Raw genomic sequence first — 20,281 nt, forward strand, 5'->3', positions numbered from 1 at the left:
CGAATATACGAAAGCACCGGAGGGAAGTGCACATGCCCAGCTCCCCCGTCAGCCGGCGCAACCTGCTCGGCGCCGCAGCGGCCGCCCCGCTGCTCGCCGCCCCGTTCATCGGCGCCACACCAGCGTCCGCCGCAGCTGAAACCGCGCACCGCCAGTCGCGGGTCCCGCTCGACCGGATCAGCGTCCAGCTCTACACGCTGCGCGACCAGCTCAGCGCCGACCTCGCCGCGAGCCTCGCCGAGCTGCGCGCCATCGGCTACACCAGGGTCGAGCACGCCGGGTTCGTCGGCCGGACCGCCGCCCAGTTCCGCGGCTTCCTCGACGCCGCCGGCCTGAAGGCCACCTCGGGCCACGTCGCGATCCCGCAGCCGTGGGACGCCACCGCGTGGCAGCGGGCCCTCGACGACGCCAACATCGTCGGCAACCACTTCATCGTCCACCCGTTCTTCGGCGTCGACGCCACCGGCCAGCCGATCCGCGACGGCGCCAGGTATCACGCCCTGGCCCGCGACCTCAACCGGGCCGGCGCGCTCGCCAAGCGGGCCGGTCTCGACTTCGGCTACCACAACCACCAGCTGGAGTTCGTCCGCCAGGACGGCGGCTCCCGCACCGGCTACGACATCCTCACCGCCGAGACCGACCCCGACCTCGTGCACCTGGAGGTCGACCTGTTCTGGGCCTGGCGGGGCACCGCCGACCCGGTCGACCTCATCCAGCGCCACCGCGGCCGCATCCGTCAGGTCCACGTGAAGGACATGGACACCGCGGCGGCGTTCACCGACCCGGGCGCCGGCCTCATCGACTTCGGCCGGATCTTCCAGCACGCCAGGGAGGCGGGCCTGGTCGAATACATCGTCGAACGCGACGACGCCGGCACCCCGCCGCGCACCCCGGCCGACGCGCTGACCACGGCCCGCAACGGCTACCGGTACCTGGCGGACCTGCGGTACTGACTCACCACTCGTGCGGCAGGCTGTAGCGCCAGTTCGCCGCGACGAACGCGCCCGCCGGGGTCCGGTAGCACGGCCACCCGGGCTCACCGGATCTCGGCAGGCCGCGACGCACCCGGCGGGCCTTCGCGCCGGCGTACTTCGTCTCCAGGTAGCGCCGGTCCGCGCCGACCTTCGGCACCGGCACGCCACCCGGCCACGGCCCGCACTCGTCGGGCTCGACGTCGAGGTGCACCGCGACCAGCAGCAGCGCGTCCGGTCGCCACGGCTCCCCGTCGGCACGCACCGCCCGGCGCAGGGTCTGGAGGTGGTCGTACAACTCGTGCAGCGCCCTGGGGAAGTCGCCCCACTCGTCGCCGTGGCCCCAACCGTCCAGGTGGGCGGTGAGGTAGTGCCCGTCGGTGGTGCGCACCCGCACCCGGTCGGAGGGCGCGTCCCTCGGCGGGTCGCGATCCGGCAGCCGGCGGACGTTCGCCCGGTTGCGCAGCACCGTGACCGCGTGGTCCTGCAGGTCGCGTGCCTGCGGGCCGGACAGGTAGCGGTGCGCGACCGCGTCGGCGTAGGCCTCGCCGTCACCGTAGACGGCGAGCAGCGGCGGCTCCATCACGCCGACGCCGGGCGAGAAGAACCCGCCGCGCTTCTCCCACTCGAACATCGGCCACTGCACCGCCGCGTGCGCGACCCCACCGCCCAGCAGGGACCCGGCGAACACCCCACCGGCCAGCAACAACGATCTGCGATCCACAGCGTCCAGCCTAATTGGACATTTCGACCATTGTTCGTGTTTCGCCGTTTGTCCGAGGTGTACGACCAGCGCCGGCGCTGCCCCGGCTACGTTGCACGGATGAGCCTTCTTGACGATGTGGCGGAGCGCGACGGCTGGCGATGCTGGGTGTGCGACGAGCCGGTCGACGCCGGCATGTCCGTGAACGACCCGCGCGGTCCCAGCGTCGACAGCCGCACCGCCGACCGGAAGGCCAAGGTCACCGAGCGGCTCGCCCACCGCGCCTGCAACACCCGCAAGGGCGCGGTGAAGGTGGTCATCGCCTGGCCGGACCGCCTGCACGTGGTGGAGCCCGCGCCGCTGATCACCGTCGCCGAGCGCCTGGAGCGCAAGGGCGGCCGGGAGCTGGTCGCCCGCTGCCCGAGCCGGACGGACGCCCAGGAGACGGCGGACTGGCTGGTGGACCGGTTCTCCCGGCTGGTGCCCGGCCTGCCGGTGACCGCGAGCGTCGACCCGGGCGGTGGCCAGTTCCTCGTCGCCCTGGTCGCCGGCCGCCGCTGACCGGACTCGCACCCGTCGATCGAGCAGCGTGCCACACTGGGATCGTGGCTGGTGAGCGGCGGTTCGTGGTGCAGCGGCACCGGGCGACCCGGCTGCACTACGACTTCCGGCTGGAGATCGACGGGGTCCTCGTGAGCTGGGCGGTGCCGAAGGGCCCGTCCCTGGACCCGAAGGTGCGGCGGGCCGCGTTCCACGTCGAGGACCACCCGATGGACTACGTCGACTTCGAGGGAGTCATCCCGGGCGGATACGGCGGCGGCGACGTCATCGTGTGGGACGCAGGGACGTGGGAGCCGTACAAGGACCCGGACCCGGCCGCCGCGGTCGCCGCCGGGGAGCTGCACGCCCGCCTGCACGGCGAGAAGCTGCGGGGCACGTTCGTGCTGATCCGGACCCGGCGGCAGGGGTCCGGCAAGGACGACTGGCTGATGCTGCACAAGCGGGACGAGCACGCCGTGGACGGCTGGGATCCGGAGGAGCATCCCCGATCCGTCCTCAGTGGACGGACGAGCGACGAGGTGCTCGCCGACCCCGACCGGCTGTGGGACTCGAAGACGGGTGCCCGGCCGTTGAAGGCGAGCCGGGAGGAGCTGCGCGAGCTCGACCGGCTCCGGGACGGTGACACGTGGCACGTCTTCGGCCGGGACCTGCGGGTGAGCGATCCGGACAAGGTGCTGTTCCCGCCGCTGCCGGGGCAGCAGCCCGTGACGCGGCGGGAGCTGCTGCGGTACACCACCCGGATGGCGCCGATCATCCTGCCGCACGTGGCCGGTCGGGCGCTCGCCCTGCGCCGGTTCCCGCGCGGCGCGGGCGGCACCGGGTCATGGCAGCGCCGGCCGCCGCGAACCGCGCCGCCCTGGCTCACCTCGCTGACCGTCACCGAGGCCGCCGCGCTGGTGTGGGCGGCGGGCGTCGACGCGCTGGAGTGGCACGTGCCCGCCACGACCGCCGCGGTGATCGAGCTGGGCGGCCTGCCGTGGGCGGACCAGCTGACCCTCGCGCGGCTGCACCGGACCGCGTTCGAACACCTCGGCGTCACCGCCCGCGCGAAGGTGTCGCGGCACATCGAGATCTGGGTGCCGGCGACCGGCGACGCGACCGGCTGGACCGCCGCCCTCGCCCGGTCGATCGCGGCGGTCGTGCCCGAACTGGCCCACCACGGCACGCCGGGCGGGCCGGTCGTCCTCGCGCCCTACAGCCCGATCGCCGCCCCGGGCGCGCCGGTGTCCACCCCGATCGGCTGGGACGAGCTGGACGACCCGGCGCTGACCCCGGACGCGTTCACGATCCGCACGGTCCCGGACCGTCGCGCCGACCTGTTCTCCGCCGTCCTCGACCCACCCCGGGCCCTGCCCGCACTGGATGCACCCTCCCAGTAGGACCCCTATATGGTCGGTGGCATGGCGGAGACCCAGCGGCGGCCGGTGCCGCGCAACGACGACGGCGAGCTGGACACGGCGCTCGCGTTTCTCACGTTCGCGCGGGAGTCGGTGCTCATCAAGACCGAGGGGCTGAGCGACGAGCAGCTGCGGCGGGTCCTCGTGGACACCGGCACCAACCTGCTGGGGCTCGTGCAGCACCTGACGGTGGCGGAGCGCTACTGGTTCGGCCACCACCTCGCCGACGTGGAACCGCCGCAGGACTGGGACTACGGCATGTCGGTGCCGGTCTCGCGAGGCACCGAGGAGGTGTTGGAGGGCTACCGCGCGGCCAGCCGGCGCAGCGACGAGCTCATCCGCGACCTCGGCGACCCGACCGCGCTCGCGGTCCGCCCGGTGGACGGCAAGCGGGTGACGCTGCGGTGGGTGCTGGCGCACATGACGAGCGAGACGGTCCGCCACGCCGGGCACGCCGACATCCTCCGCGAGCAGCTCGACGGCACGACCGGCCGCTGAGGTCGCCGCTCAGCACCCCGGGCGGTTGGGGAGCACACCGCAGGCGAGGATCTCGCCGAGGATGCGGGCCGAGTCGGCCGGCTCGTCACCGGCCAGGGTGACGAGGGTCTTCCACAGCGCCCAGCCGCGGCCGCGGGCCCAGGTCGCGTCGTCGACCGACAGCCGCTCCCGAAACGCCCGCCGGCCGTCGGCGGTCAGCAACGTCCACGCGACCGCCAGGTCGCACGCCGGGTCGCCGACGCCGCAGGTGCCGAAGTCGATGACCGCGGCGAGGTGGCCTCCGTCGAGCAGCAGGTTGCCCCGGGCCACGTCGCCGTGGAACCAGCGCACCGCGCCGTCCCAGCGGGCGTCCAGCGCGTGCCGCCAGATCTCGCGGGCCGGGCCGGTGTCGATGTGGCCGTCGAGGGTGGTGAGCGCGCGCTGCGCCAACCCGTCGAAGGTGCGCAGCGCCCCGCCCCGCCACCAGTTGTGCGTGCCGGGACCCGGGCCGCCGGTGGGGTCGACACCCTGCAGGGCCGCCAGGAACTCGGCCAGGTCGAGGGCGAACCGGACGGGGTCGGCGATCCGGTCGATCGTGGCGGTCTCGCCGTCGAGCCAGCGGTACACGGACCACGGGAACGGATAGCCCGCCGCCGGTTCGCCCTTCGCCAGTGGCACGGGGATCGGCAGCGGCAGCCGTGGCGCGAGCGCCGGCAGCCACCGGTGTTCCTTCTCCACCGCCAGGGCGTACTCGGCCGCGCTGGGCAGCCGGGCCGTCATCTCGTCGCCGAGGTGGAACGTCCGGTTGTCCCAGCCACCGTTGGCCACGGGCCGGACCGGCAGGTCGGCCCACTGCGGGAACTGGCCGGCGACCAGCTCCCGCACCTGTCCCGCGTCGACGGCGACGCGCTGCGGCGCCGGACCCAGCTGGGTGTCCATCTCCGTGAGGCTAGGCGACGGCGGCGGCCACCGCGCGCGAGATTTCCGGGGACGGCGGCCACTGCCCCCGCGAGACTTCCGGCGACGGCGGCCACTGCCCCTCGAGATTCAGGCGACGGCGGCCACTGCCCTCGCGAGACTTCCGGCGACGGCGGCCACTGCCCCCGCGAGATTCAGGCGACGGCGGCCGCCGCGGCCCGCCCGGCGACCCGGCCGGAGAACAGGCAGCCGCCGAGGAACGTGCCCTCCAGGGAGTTGTACCCGTGCATCCCACCGCCGCCGAAGCCGGCCGCCTCGCCGGCCGCGTACACGCCGGGCAGTGGGCTGCCGTCGGCCCGCAGGACCCGGGCGGACAGGTCGGTGTGCAGGCCGCCGAGCGTCTTGCGGGTCAGGATATTGAGGCGCACGGCGATGAGCGGGCCCGCCTTCGGGTCGAGCAGCCGGTGCGGGGTGGCGACCCGGATGAGCTTGTCGCCGCGGTACGCCCGAGCCCCCCGGATCGCGGTGATCTGCGCGTCCTTGCCGAACGGGTTGGTCAGCTGCCGGTCGCGCGCCTCGATGACGGCCCGCACGTCCGGCGCCGACAGCAGCTGATCGCCGGTGAGGGTGTTCATGCCGGCGACGAGCTCGTCCACAGTGGACGCCACGACGAAATCGGCGCCCTTCTGTTTGAACGCCTCGACCGGGGCGGGCGCGCCCGGGCGGACCCGCTGCAGCACCTGCCGGACGCTGCGGTTCGTCAGGTCCGGGTTCTGCTCCGACCCCGACAGCGCGAACTCCTTCTCAATGATCTTCTGGGTGAGCACGAACCAGCTGTAGTCGTACCCAGTCGACATCAGATGCTTCAAGGTGCCGAGGGTGTCGAAGCCCGGGAAACAGGGCGCCGGGAGGCGCTTGCCGGTCGCGTCCAGCCACAGCGACGACGGGCCCGGCAGGATGCGGATGCCGTGGTTGGGCCACACCGGGTCCCAGTTCTGCAGACCCTCGGTGTAGTGCCACATCCGGTCGGGGTTGATGATCTGCCCGCCGGCCGCCTCGGTGATGCCGAGCATCCGGCCGTCGACGTGTGCCGGCACGCCGGCGACCATCCGCTTCGGCGGGGTGCCGAGCCGGGCCGGCCACGCCTTGCGCACGAGGTCGTGGTCGCCGCCGATCCCGCCGGACGTGACGATGACGGCCTGCGCGGTCAGCTCGAACGTGCCGGTGACCTCGCGGGAGCTCGTCTGTCCACGCTGGACGTCGCTGGGCTCCAGTGTGGACCCGCTGACACCCGTGACCACACCGCCGGTCTTCACCAGGCCGTCGACGCGGTGCCGGAAGCGGATCTCGACGAGCGGGCTCGCCGCGACCCGGCGGGCGAACGGCTCGACGACGCCCGGCCCGGTGCCCCAAGTGATGTGGAACCGGGGCACCGAGTTGCCGTGCCCGTCGGCGGGGCCGCCGCCGCGCTCGGCCCAGCCGACGACGGGGAACACCCGGTGCCCCATGGCCCGCAGCCAGGCCCGCTTCTCGCCGGCGGCGAACTGCACGTAGGCCTCGGCCCAGCGGCGGGGCCACAGGTCCTCGTCCCGGTCGAACGCGGCGCTGCCGAGCCAGTCCTGCCAGGCCAGGTCGGCGGAGTCCTTGATGCCCATGCGGCGCTGCTCCGGCGAGTCGACCAGGAACAACCCGCCGAACGACCAGAACGCCTGCCCGCCGAGGCTCTGCGGCGGCTCCTGCTCCAGCAGGATCACCCGCTTGCCGGCGTCGGCGACCTCGGCCGCCGCGACCAGCCCGGCGAGTCCGGCCCCGACCACGATCACATCTGCATCCACGCCATCAGACTAGGCACCGGCGTGCGAGAATCGTGGTGCCAGGAGCAGAAGTTCGGCATCATTTTGTCACCGCGATGACAATTTCCGGAGGTGTACGGTCGATCTCAGCGTCGGGCTCCGCGACCGCCTGCGCGGGCTGCGCGGGCGCCTGCATGAGCAGACGCTGGCCACGGTCAGCGCGGCGATGCTCGCCCAGGGCCGGTCCCTGACCGGTGGGCAGGGGCGCGGCCTCACCGTCGGCGTGGAGACCGCCGTCGACGCGTTCGTCGACACGTTCGTCGCCGGTGGCGACCTGACCCGCACCCGGGCGGTGTTCCACGAGCTCGGCCGGACCGAATACCGCGAGGGTCACCGCATCGACGCGCTGCGCTCGGTGCTGACCGTCGGCGGCCGGGCGATCTGGTCCGCCGTCAGCGACCCGGACTCGACCCTCGACCGGGCCGACCTGTCCGCCGTGGCGCACGCCCTCTTCGGCTACGTCGACGTGCTCGCCGGTGCCGCCGCCGAGGGATACCTGGACGAGCAGCAGGAGGCCGCGCACGACTGGGCCCTGCTCCGGCGCCGCCTCATCACGCTGCTGGTGCAGCCGGACCCACCGGCGGACGCGGCCCTGCACGCCGCGGCCGAGGCGGCCCGGTGGACGCTGCCGGCGGCGGTGACCGTCGTCAGCGTCGAGGGCACCGACGCCGAGCACCTGGCCCGGGCCGTCGGCGGCGGCGCCATCGCCACCGTCATCGACGGCGCCACCAGCATCGTCGTGCCCACCTCCGGCCCGTCGCCCGCCGCCGGACCGGGCAGCGCGACGGGCACCGCGACGGGCACCGCGACGGGCACCGCGACGGGCAGCGGGACGGGTCCGACCGGCGCCGGGGCAAGCTCGGGAACGGGTGCGACCGGCGCGGGGGCGGGAACGGCCGGAATCGGGCTCGGTGCCGGGATGGGCCCAACTGGCGCTGGGGCGGGCATGACCAATCCCGGGGCGGGCGTGATCATCGCCGGGGCGGGCGGCACGACCCGCGCCGCGCCGGGGACGGGCACGACCGGGATCGGGGCCGGTGCCGGGATAGGCCTGACGGGGGCCGGGGCGGGTGCGCCCGGTGCTCGGGGCGCGTCGGGTGCCCTGGTGCGCGGGCTCACCGGCCGGCGGGCGGCCGTGGGACCGGAGCTGGACCTGCGGCGGGCCCGGACGTCGCACCGGCTGTCGCGGCGTGCCCTGCAGCTCCAGCAGGCGGGCACCCTGCCCGACGGCGTGATCAGCTGCGACGACCACCTGGTCGCCCTGGTCACCGCCTGGGAGCCGGGCGTCGCGGACCGCCTCACCGCCCGGGCCCTCGCCCCGCTTGCCACGGCGACCCCGGCGTCCCGGGAGGTGCTCGCCGAGACGCTGCTCGCCTGGCTCCGCTGCCAGGGCCAGGTCATCGCGACCGCCGAGGCGCTGCACACCCACCCGCAGACCGTCCGGTATCGCCTCCGCAAACTCCGCGACGCCTACGGCGCCCGGCTCGACGACCCCGACGAACGCCTGGCGCTGCACCTCGGGCTGCTCTGAAGCCTGCGCTGAAGACTGCGCTGAAGGCTGCTCTGCGGACCGCCGTGAAAGCCGCGCCTAGCCGCTGCGCGCCCCGGCGAGGCGGTCCGGTGCGGCTGGCTCCGGTGCGGCTCGTGGATCCGGTGCGGCTCGGTCCGGTGCGGCCGGCGAGGACGCCCGGAGCAGGCCGGCGCCCACCACGACGAGCAGCACCGACATCAGCGGGGTCACCGGCACGACGACGAGCGTGGCGGTGCGCCCGGCGAGCACGCCGCCGAACCCGACGGCCGAGACGCCGAGCACGCCCAGGGTGCACAGGAGCATGCCGGCCGCGGCGAGCGGGGTCCGGCGGCGGTGTGCCACGGTGCCGGCGGCGGGCACGCGGGCCGGCCGGGGGCGGTCCGCGCGGCGGAACAGCACCACCAGCGCCGCGGTCGGGACCAGCAGCACCGCGACCCACAGCGGCCGGGTCAGCCACCACGCCGCCGAGCCGGCCGGGGGCTGGGCGACGCCGAGGGTCAGGGTGACCGCGCTGACCATGAACAGGCCGGTGAGGTGCCACAGGAACGTGGTCATCGACAGGCCGTTGGCGGTGATCACGCCGCGCCAGACGGCGGGACGGCGCAGCCAGCGGGTCACCGGGCCGCGGGCGAGGAGCACCAGGCCGATCTGCAGCACCGCGCAGGCGAGGAGGGCGGCGGTGGGCGGTGACATGTTCGACACCCGTTCGCCGGGCACGCCGACCATCGAGGTCGGGTACCCGCCGAGCGTCGTCAACGCCACCGTGCCGGCCAGGCCCGCGAGGGTGAGACCCAGGGCCGGTATCGAAGTGGATGGCCGGGCTGCGGTGGACTCGGACCCCCACTTCGATACCGGCCCTGGTCCGCCCAGGAGGCCGTCGGCGTAGAGGAAGCCGACCTGGTGCACGGCGAGCCAGACGAACGCGACGTTGGCGAAACCGACGAACGGCACGTCATAACCGAACCGGGCCACGTCGACGGCCACCGCGGCCGCGCCGAGCGCCACCGGCACCAGCGCCGCGCGGCGCCCCGCCCACCGGTGCAGCCGGAGCATCGCCGGGGCGAGGGCGACCACGCCGAGGTACACCCCGATGAACCACAGCGGCTGGGCGACCACCCGGGTGGCGAGGCGCAGCACCCCGTGGTCCGCGCCGGCGAGTTCGATGCCGACGGCCAGGAGCAGCCACACCGCCGCGAACGCCGCCGTCGGGCGCAGCAGCCGGCCGGCCCGGGAGCGGACGAAGTCCGCATAGGTGCCGTTGCGCCGGCGTACCGACGACCACGCCACGGCGTGCGAGAACCCTCCGACGAGGAAGAACACCGGCATCACCTGCAACAGCCAGGTCGCCGGTCGCAGGGCCGGGACGACGGCGAGGACGTTGCCGGCGCGGGCCACTCCGTCGTCGCCGACCGCGACGACCGCCATCAGCCAGTGGCCCAGGACGACGACGCCGAGGGAGACGACCCGGAGCAGGTCGACGTAGCGGTCCCGGGTGGTCTGGTGCTCATGCATGCCGTCCAGCGTCGCGTCGCCGCCGGCCGCCGGGATCGGTGCTGCTGCTCAATCCGTCTAGGTAGCGGTACCCAGCCGCGGGGTCACGGCACGATGGCGAAGACCGCGAGGCCCTCCGGGGTCTCCTCGTGGACCTCGACATCGGTGACGGACGCCTCGGAGGGGCCGTGCCAGGTCCACGCGACGAGCCGCTCGACGGCCTCCGGCGGCCCCTCGAACACCGCCTCGACCCGGCCGTCGGCGAGGTTGCGCACCCAGCCGCCGACCCCTGCCCCGGCCGCGACCCGCCGGCACGTGTCGCGGTAGAACACGCCCTGGACCCGCCCCGACACCAGCACCCGCTTGCGCTCCATCCTGCGACGGTACCGCCGGGCTCAGGGCCGCCGGTCGGGCAGGAGCCGTTCCTCGTGATCGAGTTCCCGTTCCAGGACGCGCAGGCCCTCGTCGGGCAGGGTGCCGGCGTCCCGCCAGCGGAGCAGTTCCTCGCGCTGGGCGTCCATCGCGGCACGGCGGATCCGCAGCGCCGCCTCGTACCGTGGCGACACCGGCATCTCCAGGGACTCGGCGTTCTGCAACAGGTCGATGCGACCCTGATAGCGGGCCAGGCGCTGGCCGAGGAGGCCCCGCATGGTCTGGATCGCCTCGGCCTCGCTGGCGTCCTCCTCGAGGTCGCGGGCCGCGGGTTCCTCGCGCCGCTCCCGGTCGAGGTCGTCGAGGCGGTCGAGGGCGGCGCGGACCGACGCGGAGCGCGCCTCGTTGCGCAGGCGGGCCTCGTCGACCTCGTCGGCGCGCAGGCCGAGGCGGCGCACCAGCGGCGCGAACGTGAGCCCCTGCCCCACCAGGGTCACCAGCACCACGACCAGCGTGCAGAACAGCAGCAGGTCCCGGTCGGGGGTGACGCGGGGCAGCGTGAACACGGCGGCGAGGCTGATGACGCCGCGGGTCCCGGCCCAGCTCAGCGCGGTCACCTCCCGGCCGGTGAGCTTGTCGGAGTGCTGCCCGGTGCCGAGGCGTGAGTGCAGCGAACGGGGCAGCGACTGGGTCAGCAGCAGCCAGACCGGGCGGATCAGCAGCACCGCGCCGACCGACACGGCGACCGCGATGACGACGGTCGAGGTCTGGTACTGCCGCAGCCCCCGGATCACCTCCGGCAGCTGCTGGCCGATGAGCAGGAACACGAAGCCTTCGAGCAGGAAGTCCACGAGGCGCCACACGGCGTTGGTCTGCAGCCGGCTGGCGCCGGACGCGGCGCGCGGCGCGTGGTGGCCGACGACGAGCCCGGCGACGACGACCGCGAGGACGCCGGAGACGTGCAGGTGCTCGCCGAGCAGGTACGCGGCGAACGGGGTGGCGAGCGAGACCGCGTTGGCGGACATGGGGTCGCGGTTGAGCGGGCGCAGCAGGCGCACGACGTAGGCGACGGCGGCACCGGCCGCGGCACCGCCGACGGCCGCGACGACGAACCGGACGGCCGCCGCGGTCGGGGAGAACTCGCCGCCGATGACCGCGGCGGACGCGAAGCTCAGGATGGTCAGGGCGGTGGCGTCGTTGAGCAGGCCCTCGCCCTGGATGATGGTGACGAGCCGCGGCGGCAGGCCGACCTTGCGCCCGACCGCGAGGGCGGCGACCGGGTCCGGCGGGGCGACGGCCGCGCCGACCGCGATGCCGGCGGCGAGGGTCGCGCCCGCGACCAGGTGGTGGAAGCCGAACCCGATCACCAGGGCGGTGATGAGCACCAGGATCACCGACAGGCTCACGACGATCCGGACGTTGCGCCGGATGGCCAGCAGCGAGGAGTCCAGGGCCGCGCTGTACAGCAGCGGCGGCAGCACGAACGTGAGCACGATCTCCGGCTCGAGCACCACGTTGGGGCCGGGCAGCAGCGCGTAGGTGATGCCGATCACGGGCAGGATCGCCGCGGCCGGCAAACCGGTGCGCCCGGCGAGCCAGCGCACCGCGACCACCACCGCCACTGCGGCGAGGACGAACAGCAGCAGCGTCTCGGCAGTCACCTCACCATTGTCGGGGGTTTACCGGGTTTCGCTGGTTTACCGGGTTTCGGGGTTATCGGTTGGAGGCCTTCACGGACGGTGACTTCGTCGGCGTCGCGCCCGGGGCCGTGGCGGCCGTGTCGGCGTCGTTGTTCACCATCTCGGGGTGGGCCGCGACGAACGGCCCGACCTGGTCGCGGACGATCGCGGTCAGGAGCTCCTTGGCGGTCTCGTCGAGCGTCTCGTACGACTTCCCGTTGATCGTCTCGGAGTGGTAATCGCCGTTGTTGACCTTCAACGTGATCATCTGGTCGGGTTTGATGCCTTTGAGGGTGAAGATCCAGTCGGTGAGGTCGACCTTGTTGTTGTAGAACGAGACCGCGTCACCCAGGCTGTTGAGGATCTCGGTCATCTTGATCGGGTTGAGGATGACTCCCGCGGTGGTCGCCTTCTTCATCATCGCCTTGATGAACTGCTGCTGGTGGCGCTGCCGGCCGTAGTCGCCGTCGTTGTTGGCGAGCTTGTCGCGCTGCCGCACGTAGTCCAGGGCCTCCCAGGGCTCCATGTCGTAACAGCCGACCTCGTAGGTCTGCGCGCGCATGTTGGGCTTGAGGGTGGTGGGGAGGTCGTTGACGAAGTTGAACGGCACGCCCTCTTTGCCGGTCTTGGTGTTCCAGCCGGTGTGGATGGAGATGACCCGCTCGTCGACGCACATGTGCACGCCGCCCAGCGCCTTCACGAGGCCCTTGAAACCGTCGAAGTTGACGATGGCGGCGCCGTTGAACTTCAGGCCGCCGGCCAGGTTGCCGACGGTCTCCGCGAGCAGCTCCAACCCACCTTCACGACCGCCGCCGTTCTGGAAGCCACCCTGGAACGCGGCGTTGATCTTGTCGGTGCCGCCGGGGTACTTGGTGGCCGGGTGCGCCGGGATCCTGACCTTGGTGTCCCGCGGGATCGATGTGAGGTAGACACCGTCGTGGCTGGCCGGCACGTGCGCGATGATGATCGAGTCGGCGCGGACGCCCATCTCGGTGTTGTTGACGCGCTCATCGACGCCGACCAGCAGCAGGTTGATCGGCCCATCGATGTTCTTGCCCTCGGTGGCCGCCGCACCGAGTCCGCCGGGGTGGGTGATCTCGTCGCTGTAGTGGTCCAGCAGCAGCTTGCCGCCGATGATCCCACCGCCGCTGGCGACGAGCAGCAGCGCGCCGAGCCAGAGCAGCAGCTTCGCCCACAGCGGGTCTTTGCGCTTCTTCTTCGCCACCACACGCCCTTCCGACCGTCGAACTCATGCTGAAGACGGAACCGGGGCGTGCAACGTTGCAGTCTCGCTTCTCGGGTCGGCCGCCTCCGACGATAGCGCCGCCGAGTTTCCACTGTTCGCCGCCCATTCACCTGCTGTGCGGGGTTGGAGTGTGGCAATGGTCACCTGGGCGGCTCGCCGGTCACCTTGGCGACTCGCCGGTCACCTTGGCGACTCGCCGGTCACCTGGGGCCACTCGTCGGTCACCTGAGGCAGTTCGTCGGTCACCTGGGCAGTTCGTCGGTCACCTGGGCAATTCGTCGCCTCCACCGTCCACCGGCTCCGCCACCAGGTCGACGACCGACACCGACGGTCGCCGCGGCGTCACCGGCACCGGCGCGGCCCCGACCGGCCCCGCTGCCGCCGGCCCTGTGACCTCCGCCGGCCCTGTGGCCTCCTCCGCCTCCGCCCCCGCCGCCTCCGCCGCGACCTCCGCCTGGCCCGGGGCCTCCGCCGGCCCGTCGGCGCCCTGGCGGCCGGGCACACCGATCCGCACGACCATCGCCGGGTGGCCGATCTCCCCCAGCATCCGGCGCAGCATCGCCCGGGCCGGCGCGACCTCGACCAGGTCGCTCATCGGCGAGGCGCCGAGCCCGGCACCGACGGCGGCCAGCAGCACCGCGGACAGCGCCTCCCCCGCGGCGAGCCAGTCCCGTGCCAGGTCGCCTTCGGTGACCAGCACCGCGTAGCGGGCGTGGCGGTCGGCGATGTCGCCACCCGCGTAGATGCTGACCTGGCCGGCGGTGGTGCCGGTGAAGTCCCGGATCGGCACCGGACGCGGCCCGCCCGCCGCGGCGGTCGCCGGTGGCACCCCGTCCTCGGCGCCGTCGCGGACCCAGGCCGCGAGCTCCGCCCGGTACGCCGGGTCTTCCCGCTCGACCTCCGCCGCGTGACCGGCGGCCACGACGACGTCGACGAGGTCCTGCGGGCGCACCACGTGCAGGTCGGCGCCGGCGGCGATCGCGGCGGCCCGCAGCCGGTCCAGCGCGGCCTCGGGCACGTCCTGGTCGGCGAACGGCCGCCGGTCGGTGCGCCGGATGCTCATCGCCCGGCGCAACCGCTGCGACTCGGCGGAGCGGTCGACGGTGCCGGCGTGGCGCACGGTCGCGAGCAGGTCCGGGTCGTCGCCCTCCGGCAGGTACGTCACCTCGGCCGCCACCCCGTCGGCAGCGAGCGCGACCCGGGCGTGGTGCAGCGCGGTGCCGCAGCTGACCGTCAGCAGCCGGCCGTCGGGGTCGATCGTGGCCAGCTGGCGGGTCCGGTCGGCGCGCAGCTGCGCGATGTCGCCGTCGATGCGCCAGTGCCACGGCTGGGTGTTGAGGATCGACGGCGCGCCGAGCGCGGCGAGGACGGCCTCGGTCAGCGCCCGGCCGGCCGGGCTGACCCGCACGGCGGTGCCGCGGTCGGTGTACTGGATGGCGGCCATGGCGGGCTCCTTCAAGGATCGGATGGTGATCCCCCAACCCTGGCGCCGCGGCGCGGGTGGCGGGCAGAGCGGACCGGCCCGCCCCAGCGGGACCTTCGACCCCAACCGGCCGGGACCCGCAACGGCCGGACGCAGGCACGGCCGGGATTCGGGCACGGCCGGACCCGCAATCGCCGGGATTCAGAAACGGCCGGGATCCGCAATCGCCGGGATTCAGAAACGGCCGGACCGCAACGGCCGCTACGCGGACACGGCCGGGATCCGCAACGGCCAGGACGCGGACACGGTCGGGACTCGCAACGGCCGGAACCGTTGACGGCCGGGGTTTCGCCTGTCCACGGTCCGTCGGGCCGAAGCGGCGGCGTGCGCTGGTCACGCGGTCACCCGGGACGCGTTCACCCGATATGCGGCCGCTGGGGCTCGTTCACCCGGAACGCGGTCACCGGGCTCGTTCACCCAGGACGCAGGCCCCCGGGGCTCGTTCACCCGGGACGCGGTCAGGCGGTCGCGGGGACCCTGGGCGCGGGGGCGGCGCAGGCGCGGCAGCCAGCGGACGTCCTCGGCGGGTGCGCGGGTCGGAGCCGTACGCGAGCAGGGTCAGGTTGGCCGGCTTCTCTGCAGATGGCGAGTATGACCAGTGCCGTGGCGACGCCGACCAGCAGCGCGAGCAGCGCCCGGCGCAGGACCCACGGGTCGGCGGTGACCGCGCCGCGCCGGTCGCCGGACGGTGGCAGGAACCCGGCGATGCCGAGCAGGTCCGCGGCCTCCAGGAGGCTGACGGGTCCGGTGGCGGCGAGCGCGACCGACCCGCCGACGACGAGCAGCACGGCGGCGGCCCGCAGCCGGAAGCCGGTGATGAATTAGACGCCGAGCAGCGCGGACGCGGGCAGCTCCAGCGACTCCAGATCGGCGGCGAGGAAGTCGCCACGGGCGGCCAGCGCGAGCAGGCTGACGCCGAGGTGGATGGCGAGCAGCCGAGGCAGCAACGGCGTGATCCGGCCGATCGGGTGCAGGATCGTGAGCTCCGGGGTGCCGACGCGCCGGGCGACGGCCCGCCACCCGACCGTCACCGCGACGACGAGCGCGAGCACGGCGAGGGTCACCGGGCGGGCCGCGAACGACCAGTCCGGCGGGCACGCCGAAGGGTCCGGCAGGAATCACCTCTCGTGTGCCGGCACAGTTCGCATCGGGTCGCCGGTTCCTTGCCGCCGTTCAGCATCGGCAGGGTGGCCGGGTGTCCGCAGGGCCGAGGGTCCCGAACCAGCGGGGCACCAGGCACAGGTCAGGGTCCAGGAGTCAGGGCCCGCCCGCACCGAACGCCCCGCCCGCGCCGAACGCCCCGCCCGCGCGCATCGCGTCGAGGGCGGCGCGGACCGAGCGCGGGGTGAGGAACAGTGCCTCGGCGATGTCCCGCTCGCCGACCCCGGCGAGGTGCCGGTCCAGGATCTGCCGTTCGGTCGCCGACAGCGTCTCGGTCGCCGGCGGGCGGGCCGGGGCCGGCCGGCCAAGGGCGGCGAGCGCGGCGACGGCGTCGTGGTGGACCCCGTCGGCGCCGGCGGCCGCGGCGAGGGCGGCGGCCTGGCGCAGCGCCGCGACCGCTTCCGGCTCGGCGCAGACGCCCGCGAGGGACACCAGGGCGCGGGCGTGCTCGACCCGGGCGTTGCCCCGGCCGAGCAGGTCGACGGCGGCGCGCAGGTCGTCGGCGCCGTCGCCGCCGCGCAGTTCACCGCGCAGGCGCAGGGTCCGGCCGACGACCCGGGGCGCTCCCCACGCCTCAGCGAGCTCGAGTTCCGCTTCTACAAGCTCAAGTGCGGCGTCGGTACGACCTTGACCAGCCAACGCACGTGCCCGGGCTGAACGCCACGGCCGCCAGGCGGGGTTCGCCACCCCTGCCATGATCGGTGCGACGGTTTCCAGGACATCCAGGGCCTCGGAGTGGCGACCCTCGGCGACCAGGAGGCGGGCGTGGGCCTCGCCGAACATGCGGGCGCCCTCGGTGATCCGCGGGTGTGCCCGCACCTGCTCCAGGTACGCCCGGCAGGCGCCCAGGTCGCCCCGGTCGACCAGCAGCCCGAGCTGGAACGCCTCGCCGTAGCCGGACGCGATCCCGCCGGCCCCCCACACCAGCGACAGCTCGTTGCCCGCGGCGAGGGCCTGTGACGCCTCCCGGAGGTCGCCCCGGCCCCACTGGACGTACCCGCGCCACAGCTGCATGCCGAGCGCCGTGAAGAGGTCGCCGCGCTGGTGTGCCTGGGCGAGGCCGGCGTCCCACAGCCCGGTCGAGTCCTCGTCGCACAGGTCGAGGACCTGCCCGGCGATGACCCACAGCAGGCCGGTGTCGGCGGAGAGCAGGTCACCGTCGGCGACGCCGAAGCGGGCCAGCTCGACGGCCCTGGCCCGGTCCGTGCCGTCCATGACGGCCTCCCAGGCGAGGGTGACGGCGAGCATGCGGGCGCCGCGGCCGGTGCCGGTGATGTCCGGCTCGGGCCGGCGCCGCCACACCGCGGGGTCGAGGTCGTGCAGGTAGCCGCTGATGCGTTCGGTCGCCAGCAACGCCTGCCGGTCGTCGCTGCCAGCCGGCCCGTCCTGCCGGTCGTCGCTGCCAGCCGGCCCGGCCTGCCGGTCGTCGGCGCCGGCCGCCGTCCCGGTGGGCAGTGCGGCGGCGGCCTCCCGGGCGAACCGGGTCGCGGCGCCGGGTGGGCCCACGAACACGAGCAGGCGGCCGAGGGTCAGGGCGAGGTCTGCCCGGCTCCGCGGATCCGTGATCGCGTCGTAGGCCTGCCGCAGATGCGCCATGGCCGCCGGGGCGTTGCTGATCGCCTCGGCCTGGCCGAGTTCCAGCAGCACCCCGGGCAGTGCGTCCGCGTCCGGTGGCTCCAGCAGCGCGCGGGTGAGGGAGGCGACCGCCGCGTCGGGCGCGGCGCGGTCCCGGGCCCGGGCGGCAGCGGTGCGCAGCACGCCGACGACCCAGGGGTCGCCGCGCGGCGGCACCTGCGACAGGTGCGCGGCGACCTGCTCCGGGGCGGCGCCGGCGGCGGCGAGGACCCGCGCGGCCCGGTCGTGCCGCAGCTGCCGCTGCCCGGGCGCCAGGTCGGAGTAGACGGCGTCGGCGACGAGCGGGTGCACGAACCCGAGCGGATACTCGTCGCGCAGCACCTCGGCCCGGGCCAGGGTGGCGACCGCGACGGCGGCCTCGTCCTCCGGCACGTCGGCGAGGACCGCCACCGTCGGCAGCGCGGCCTTGTTGCCGAGGACCGCGATCGCCTTCGCCACCGCGACACACGCCGGGGACAGCCGGCCCAGCCGCATCAGCACCAGGCCCGACACGGCCCGCGAACCGATCGCGGTCACCGTCCCGGCGTGCGCCGCGTCCGGCGGGACCCGTTCGCTGTGCAGCGCCTGCAGCAGCTGGCGCAGCAGCAACGGGTTGCCGGTCGTGCTGCGGTGGCAGGCCTCCACGAAACTGTCCGCGGCCGCGCCGAGCCGGCCGCGCACGACGCTTGCCGCGCCCCGCGCGCTGAGCGGGCCGGGGCGCACCGGCACGGTGATCGGGTCGGCGGTCAGCTCCTCGAGGATCGCCGCGTCATCGTGCGGCTCTCCGGTGCGCAGCGTCGCGACGATCAGCACCGGCAGCCCCTCGACCCGCCGGACGAGATACGCGAGGAACCGCAACGACCCGCTGTCGCACCACTGCAGGTCGTCGACGGCGAGGACGACCGGGCCGGCGGCGGCGAGGTTCACGGTCAGCCGGTACAGCCCGTGCATGACCGCGAGGCCGCTGTCCTCGCGCTGGGCCGTGCCGGCCACGTCGAACACGGTGGCGGCGGAGGCGGCGGGCCCGTCGAGCATGCCGGGGGTCGCGGCGGCCGACTCGAACAGCTGCCGGATCGCGCCGAAGCCGTACTCCTTCTCCAGCCGGCTGCCCCTGGCGGTGAAGACCTGCGCCCCGCGCGCCGACGCCCGGCGCCGGGCCTCGGTGAGCAGCCGCGTCTTGCCGATGCCGGCCGGCCCCTCGACGAACAGCAGCCGCGCGTCGCCGCGCAGGGCGTCCTCCAGAGCGAAATCGAGGTCGGCGAGCTCACGGTCCCGGTCGACGAGGTCTTCGCCGCTCCTCGTCCAGCCGTCCCGCGCTTCTGTCGGCGCTGCTGGCGGTACCAACGCCGCTTTTGAAGCTTTTTGCTCCTGCTCCAGACCCAGTGACTCGGACTGGGCGTGGACCTCGGATTCGAGCGCCCGCAGGGCCGGCCCCGGGTCGATGCCGAGCTCGTCGGCGAGCAGCTGCCGGGCCCGGCGCAGTGCGGCGAGGGCGTCGGCCTGGCGGTGCGAGCGGTACAGGGCCAGGATCAGCAGCCGCCACCGCTCCTCCCGCAGCGGCTCCGCCGCGACGAGCGACTCCAGCTCGGCGACCGTCACCGCCGCCTCGCCCCGCGCCAGCCGGGCCGCGGCGAGCTGCTCCCGGGCGACTTCACGCAACTCCGCGAGGCGGGCCGTCTCCGCCTGCGCCCAGGGCTCGTCGGCGTACTCCGCGTAGGCGGGCCCGCGCCACAGGTCGAGCGCCTGCTGCAGCTGCTCCGCCGTCGGTTCGCCAGCCGCGTCGCGCACCAGCCGCTCGAAGTGCCACGCGTCGACGGCGTCCCCGCGCAGCAGCAGCGCGTATCCACGCCCCTGGCTGGCGATGACCGAGGCCCGTGAGCGCGCGTCGGTGCCCGGTTCGAGCCGGCGCCGCAGGTGCGACACGTAGGACTGCAGCGCCGCCACCGCCGCGGGCGGCGGCCGGTCACCCCACAGCGCGTCGACCAGCCGGTCGGCCGGGACCGTGTCGCCGCGGGCCAGGACGAGCATCCCCAGCACCGCCCGCTGCCGGCGCCCGCCGAGGTCCAGCGGCACCCCGTCGCGGGTCGCGGACACCTCACCGAGGACGTTGACGACCAGCGGCACCGCACGACCCCTTCACGGCCACGACCACCTGTGCGCCATGAATCTAGGTGATCACCAGGTCCGCGTCGTCCGCCGAACGGCCGGGGGTTTCAGCGGTCGACGGCGATCCATGTCGCTCTGGCCAGGGCAAGGACGTCGCCGCCGGGCCCGTACAGCGTGGACAGCACCGTCGCCTTACGCCCCTCCGAGGCGACATGCCGGCCCGTGATCACACACTCCGTCCCCGCCGCGGGCACCGCGTCGATGTGCGCGGTCATGCGGCCCAGCACGTACGGGCGACCCTCCGTCAGCACCGACCAGCCCCCCGGACAGTCCAGCGCCGCCCAGACCAGCACCGGCGACACGTCCTGCGGCACCCGCCACGGCGTGGCCGTGCGCCCGTCCGGCAGCGGACCGGGGAACAGCGCCAGCCCGTCGGTCCGATCGGTGCCGCACACGAAGCAGGTCGGAAACGGGTGAGCGGTGAATCCCGGGTATCCGGCCGACGCCTCGACGGCGGCCGCGAACGGCACCGGCGGCACCGGGTCGGGCCGCTCCCCGGCGTCGACCCGGCCGGACGCGACCAACGCCTCGCCGTCGTGCACCTGGACCGCGCCTTCCGCAGTGGTGACGGCGAGCATCGTGTCCAGCGGCGGCGGCCGGCGCAGGGTGACCTCGACCCCTGTCGCGGGATGGCCGGCTGTCGCGGGATGGCCGGCTG

Annotated in this window: 17 protein-coding genes and 1 pseudogene; 6 read left to right on the forward strand and 12 right to left on the reverse strand. The window is 74.4% G+C overall.

Annotated features, from left to right (window positions below; genetic code table 11):
- The first annotated feature begins 32 nt into the window (after positions 1-32).
- On the forward strand, positions 33-953 hold the full coding sequence (locus Dsi01nite_RS01110; protein WP_203844063.1) for a sugar phosphate isomerase/epimerase family protein: 921 nt from the start codon (positions 33-35) through the stop codon (positions 951-953).
- A gap of 1 nt (position 954) precedes the next feature.
- Here the strand turns inward: Dsi01nite_RS01110 and Dsi01nite_RS01115 are convergent, their stop codons facing one another.
- On the reverse strand, positions 955-1,695 hold the full coding sequence (locus tag Dsi01nite_RS01115) for a hypothetical protein (protein WP_203844064.1): 741 nt from the start codon (positions 1,693-1,695) through the stop codon (positions 955-957).
- Positions 1,696-1,794: 99 nt separating this feature from the next.
- Here Dsi01nite_RS01115 and Dsi01nite_RS01120 point away from each other — a divergent pair, with 99 nt between their 5' ends.
- The 3 genes from Dsi01nite_RS01120 to Dsi01nite_RS01130 are packed head-to-tail and all read left to right on the forward strand — an operon-like array spanning position 1,795 to position 4,130.
- Positions 1,795-2,235 (forward strand): hypothetical protein, encoded by a 441-nt coding sequence (locus tag Dsi01nite_RS01120; protein ID WP_203844065.1) that lies wholly within the window; start codon positions 1,795-1,797, stop codon positions 2,233-2,235.
- A 44-nt stretch (positions 2,236-2,279) separates the two neighbouring features.
- Positions 2,280-3,614, forward strand: coding sequence for a non-homologous end-joining DNA ligase LigD (gene ligD, locus Dsi01nite_RS01125; protein ID WP_239135599.1), 1,335 nt, complete (start codon positions 2,280-2,282; stop codon positions 3,612-3,614).
- Positions 3,615-3,635: 21 nt separating this feature from the next.
- Positions 3,636-4,130: a DinB family protein gene (locus Dsi01nite_RS01130; RefSeq protein WP_203844066.1), complete on the forward strand. Its 495-nt coding sequence runs from the start codon at positions 3,636-3,638 to the stop codon at positions 4,128-4,130.
- Between the two features lie 9 nt (positions 4,131-4,139).
- On the opposite strand, the gene Dsi01nite_RS01135 is transcribed toward Dsi01nite_RS01130, so the two are convergent.
- Entirely contained in the window at positions 4,140-5,048 is a 909-nt protein-coding gene (locus tag Dsi01nite_RS01135; protein WP_203844067.1) for an aminoglycoside phosphotransferase family protein, read from the reverse strand.
- A 173-nt stretch (positions 5,049-5,221) separates the two neighbouring features.
- Positions 5,222-6,862, reverse strand: coding sequence for an FAD-binding dehydrogenase (locus tag Dsi01nite_RS01140; protein ID WP_203844068.1), 1,641 nt, complete (start codon positions 6,860-6,862; stop codon positions 5,222-5,224).
- Between the two features lie 118 nt (positions 6,863-6,980).
- Here Dsi01nite_RS01140 and Dsi01nite_RS59255 point away from each other — a divergent pair.
- Together Dsi01nite_RS59255 and Dsi01nite_RS59260 are read left to right on the forward strand one after the other, a co-directional pair.
- Positions 6,981-7,433: pseudogene (locus tag Dsi01nite_RS59255) on the forward strand (RsbRD N-terminal domain-containing protein); the annotation flags it as partial.
- A 393-nt stretch (positions 7,434-7,826) separates the two neighbouring features.
- On the forward strand, positions 7,827-8,411 hold the full coding sequence (locus tag Dsi01nite_RS59260; RefSeq protein ID WP_505661186.1) for a PucR family transcriptional regulator: 585 nt from the start codon (positions 7,827-7,829) through the stop codon (positions 8,409-8,411).
- Between the two features lie 57 nt (positions 8,412-8,468).
- Here Dsi01nite_RS59260 and Dsi01nite_RS01150 read toward each other — a convergent pair whose 3' ends face one another.
- From Dsi01nite_RS01150 to Dsi01nite_RS01190, 9 genes are all read right to left on the reverse strand, one after another.
- Positions 8,469-9,923, reverse strand: coding sequence for an acyltransferase family protein (locus Dsi01nite_RS01150; RefSeq protein WP_203844070.1), 1,455 nt, complete (start codon positions 9,921-9,923; stop codon positions 8,469-8,471).
- An 83-nt stretch (positions 9,924-10,006) separates the two neighbouring features.
- Entirely contained in the window at positions 10,007-10,276 is a 270-nt protein-coding gene (locus Dsi01nite_RS01155) for an acylphosphatase (protein ID WP_203844071.1), read from the reverse strand.
- 21 nt (positions 10,277-10,297) lie between these two features.
- On the reverse strand, positions 10,298-11,935 hold the full coding sequence (locus Dsi01nite_RS01160) for a Na+/H+ antiporter (protein ID WP_203844072.1): 1,638 nt from the start codon (positions 11,933-11,935) through the stop codon (positions 10,298-10,300).
- Positions 11,936-11,987: 52 nt separating this feature from the next.
- Positions 11,988-13,178, reverse strand: coding sequence for an LCP family protein (locus Dsi01nite_RS01165; RefSeq protein WP_203844073.1), 1,191 nt, complete (start codon positions 13,176-13,178; stop codon positions 11,988-11,990).
- A gap of 283 nt (positions 13,179-13,461) precedes the next feature.
- The gene (locus Dsi01nite_RS01170; RefSeq protein WP_203844074.1) at positions 13,462-14,643 is read right to left on the reverse strand and encodes an Acg family FMN-binding oxidoreductase; all 1,182 of its coding nucleotides are present in this window, start codon (positions 14,641-14,643) and stop codon (positions 13,462-13,464) included.
- Positions 14,644-15,140: 497 nt separating this feature from the next.
- Positions 15,141-15,470 (reverse strand): hypothetical protein, encoded by a 330-nt coding sequence (locus Dsi01nite_RS01175; protein ID WP_203844075.1) that lies wholly within the window; start codon positions 15,468-15,470, stop codon positions 15,141-15,143.
- Between the two features lie 33 nt (positions 15,471-15,503).
- The gene (locus tag Dsi01nite_RS01180) at positions 15,504-15,746 is read right to left on the reverse strand and encodes a hypothetical protein (protein WP_203844076.1); all 243 of its coding nucleotides are present in this window, start codon (positions 15,744-15,746) and stop codon (positions 15,504-15,506) included.
- A 193-nt stretch (positions 15,747-15,939) separates the two neighbouring features.
- The gene (locus Dsi01nite_RS01185; protein ID WP_203844077.1) at positions 15,940-19,581 is read right to left on the reverse strand and encodes an ATP-binding protein; all 3,642 of its coding nucleotides are present in this window, start codon (positions 19,579-19,581) and stop codon (positions 15,940-15,942) included.
- 89 nt (positions 19,582-19,670) lie between these two features.
- A partial coding sequence (locus tag Dsi01nite_RS01190) for a hypothetical protein (protein WP_203844078.1) occupies positions 19,671-20,281 on the reverse strand: 611 nt, incomplete at its 5' end.

Origin of the sequence: Dactylosporangium siamense (genome assembly GCF_016862795.1) — a bacterium.
Lineage (GTDB): Bacteria > Actinomycetota > Actinomycetes > Mycobacteriales > Micromonosporaceae > Dactylosporangium > Dactylosporangium siamense.

Bases quoted from the DNA above. Each gene is read 5' to 3' on its own strand.
- Dsi01nite_RS01110 (WP_203844063.1), top strand. From the start codon at position 33: ATGCCCAGCTCCCCCGTCAGCCGGCGCAACCTGCTCGGCGCCGCAGCG.
- Dsi01nite_RS01120 (WP_203844065.1), top strand. From the start codon at position 1,795: ATGAGCCTTCTTGACGATGTGGCGGAGCGCGACGGCTGGCGATGCTGG.
- Dsi01nite_RS01130 (WP_203844066.1), top strand. From the start codon at position 3,636: ATGGCGGAGACCCAGCGGCGGCCGGTGCCGCGCAACGACGACGGCGAG.
- Dsi01nite_RS01135 (WP_203844067.1), bottom strand. From the start codon at position 5,048: ATGGACACCCAGCTGGGTCCGGCGCCGCAGCGCGTCGCCGTCGACGCG.
- Dsi01nite_RS59260 (WP_505661186.1), top strand. From the start codon at position 7,827: ATGACCAATCCCGGGGCGGGCGTGATCATCGCCGGGGCGGGCGGCACG.
- Dsi01nite_RS01150 (WP_203844070.1), bottom strand. From the start codon at position 9,923: ATGCATGAGCACCAGACCACCCGGGACCGCTACGTCGACCTGCTCCGG.
- Dsi01nite_RS01155 (WP_203844071.1), bottom strand. From the start codon at position 10,276: ATGGAGCGCAAGCGGGTGCTGGTGTCGGGGCGGGTCCAGGGCGTGTTC.
- Dsi01nite_RS01170 (WP_203844074.1), bottom strand. From the start codon at position 14,643: ATGGCCGCCATCCAGTACACCGACCGCGGCACCGCCGTGCGGGTCAGC.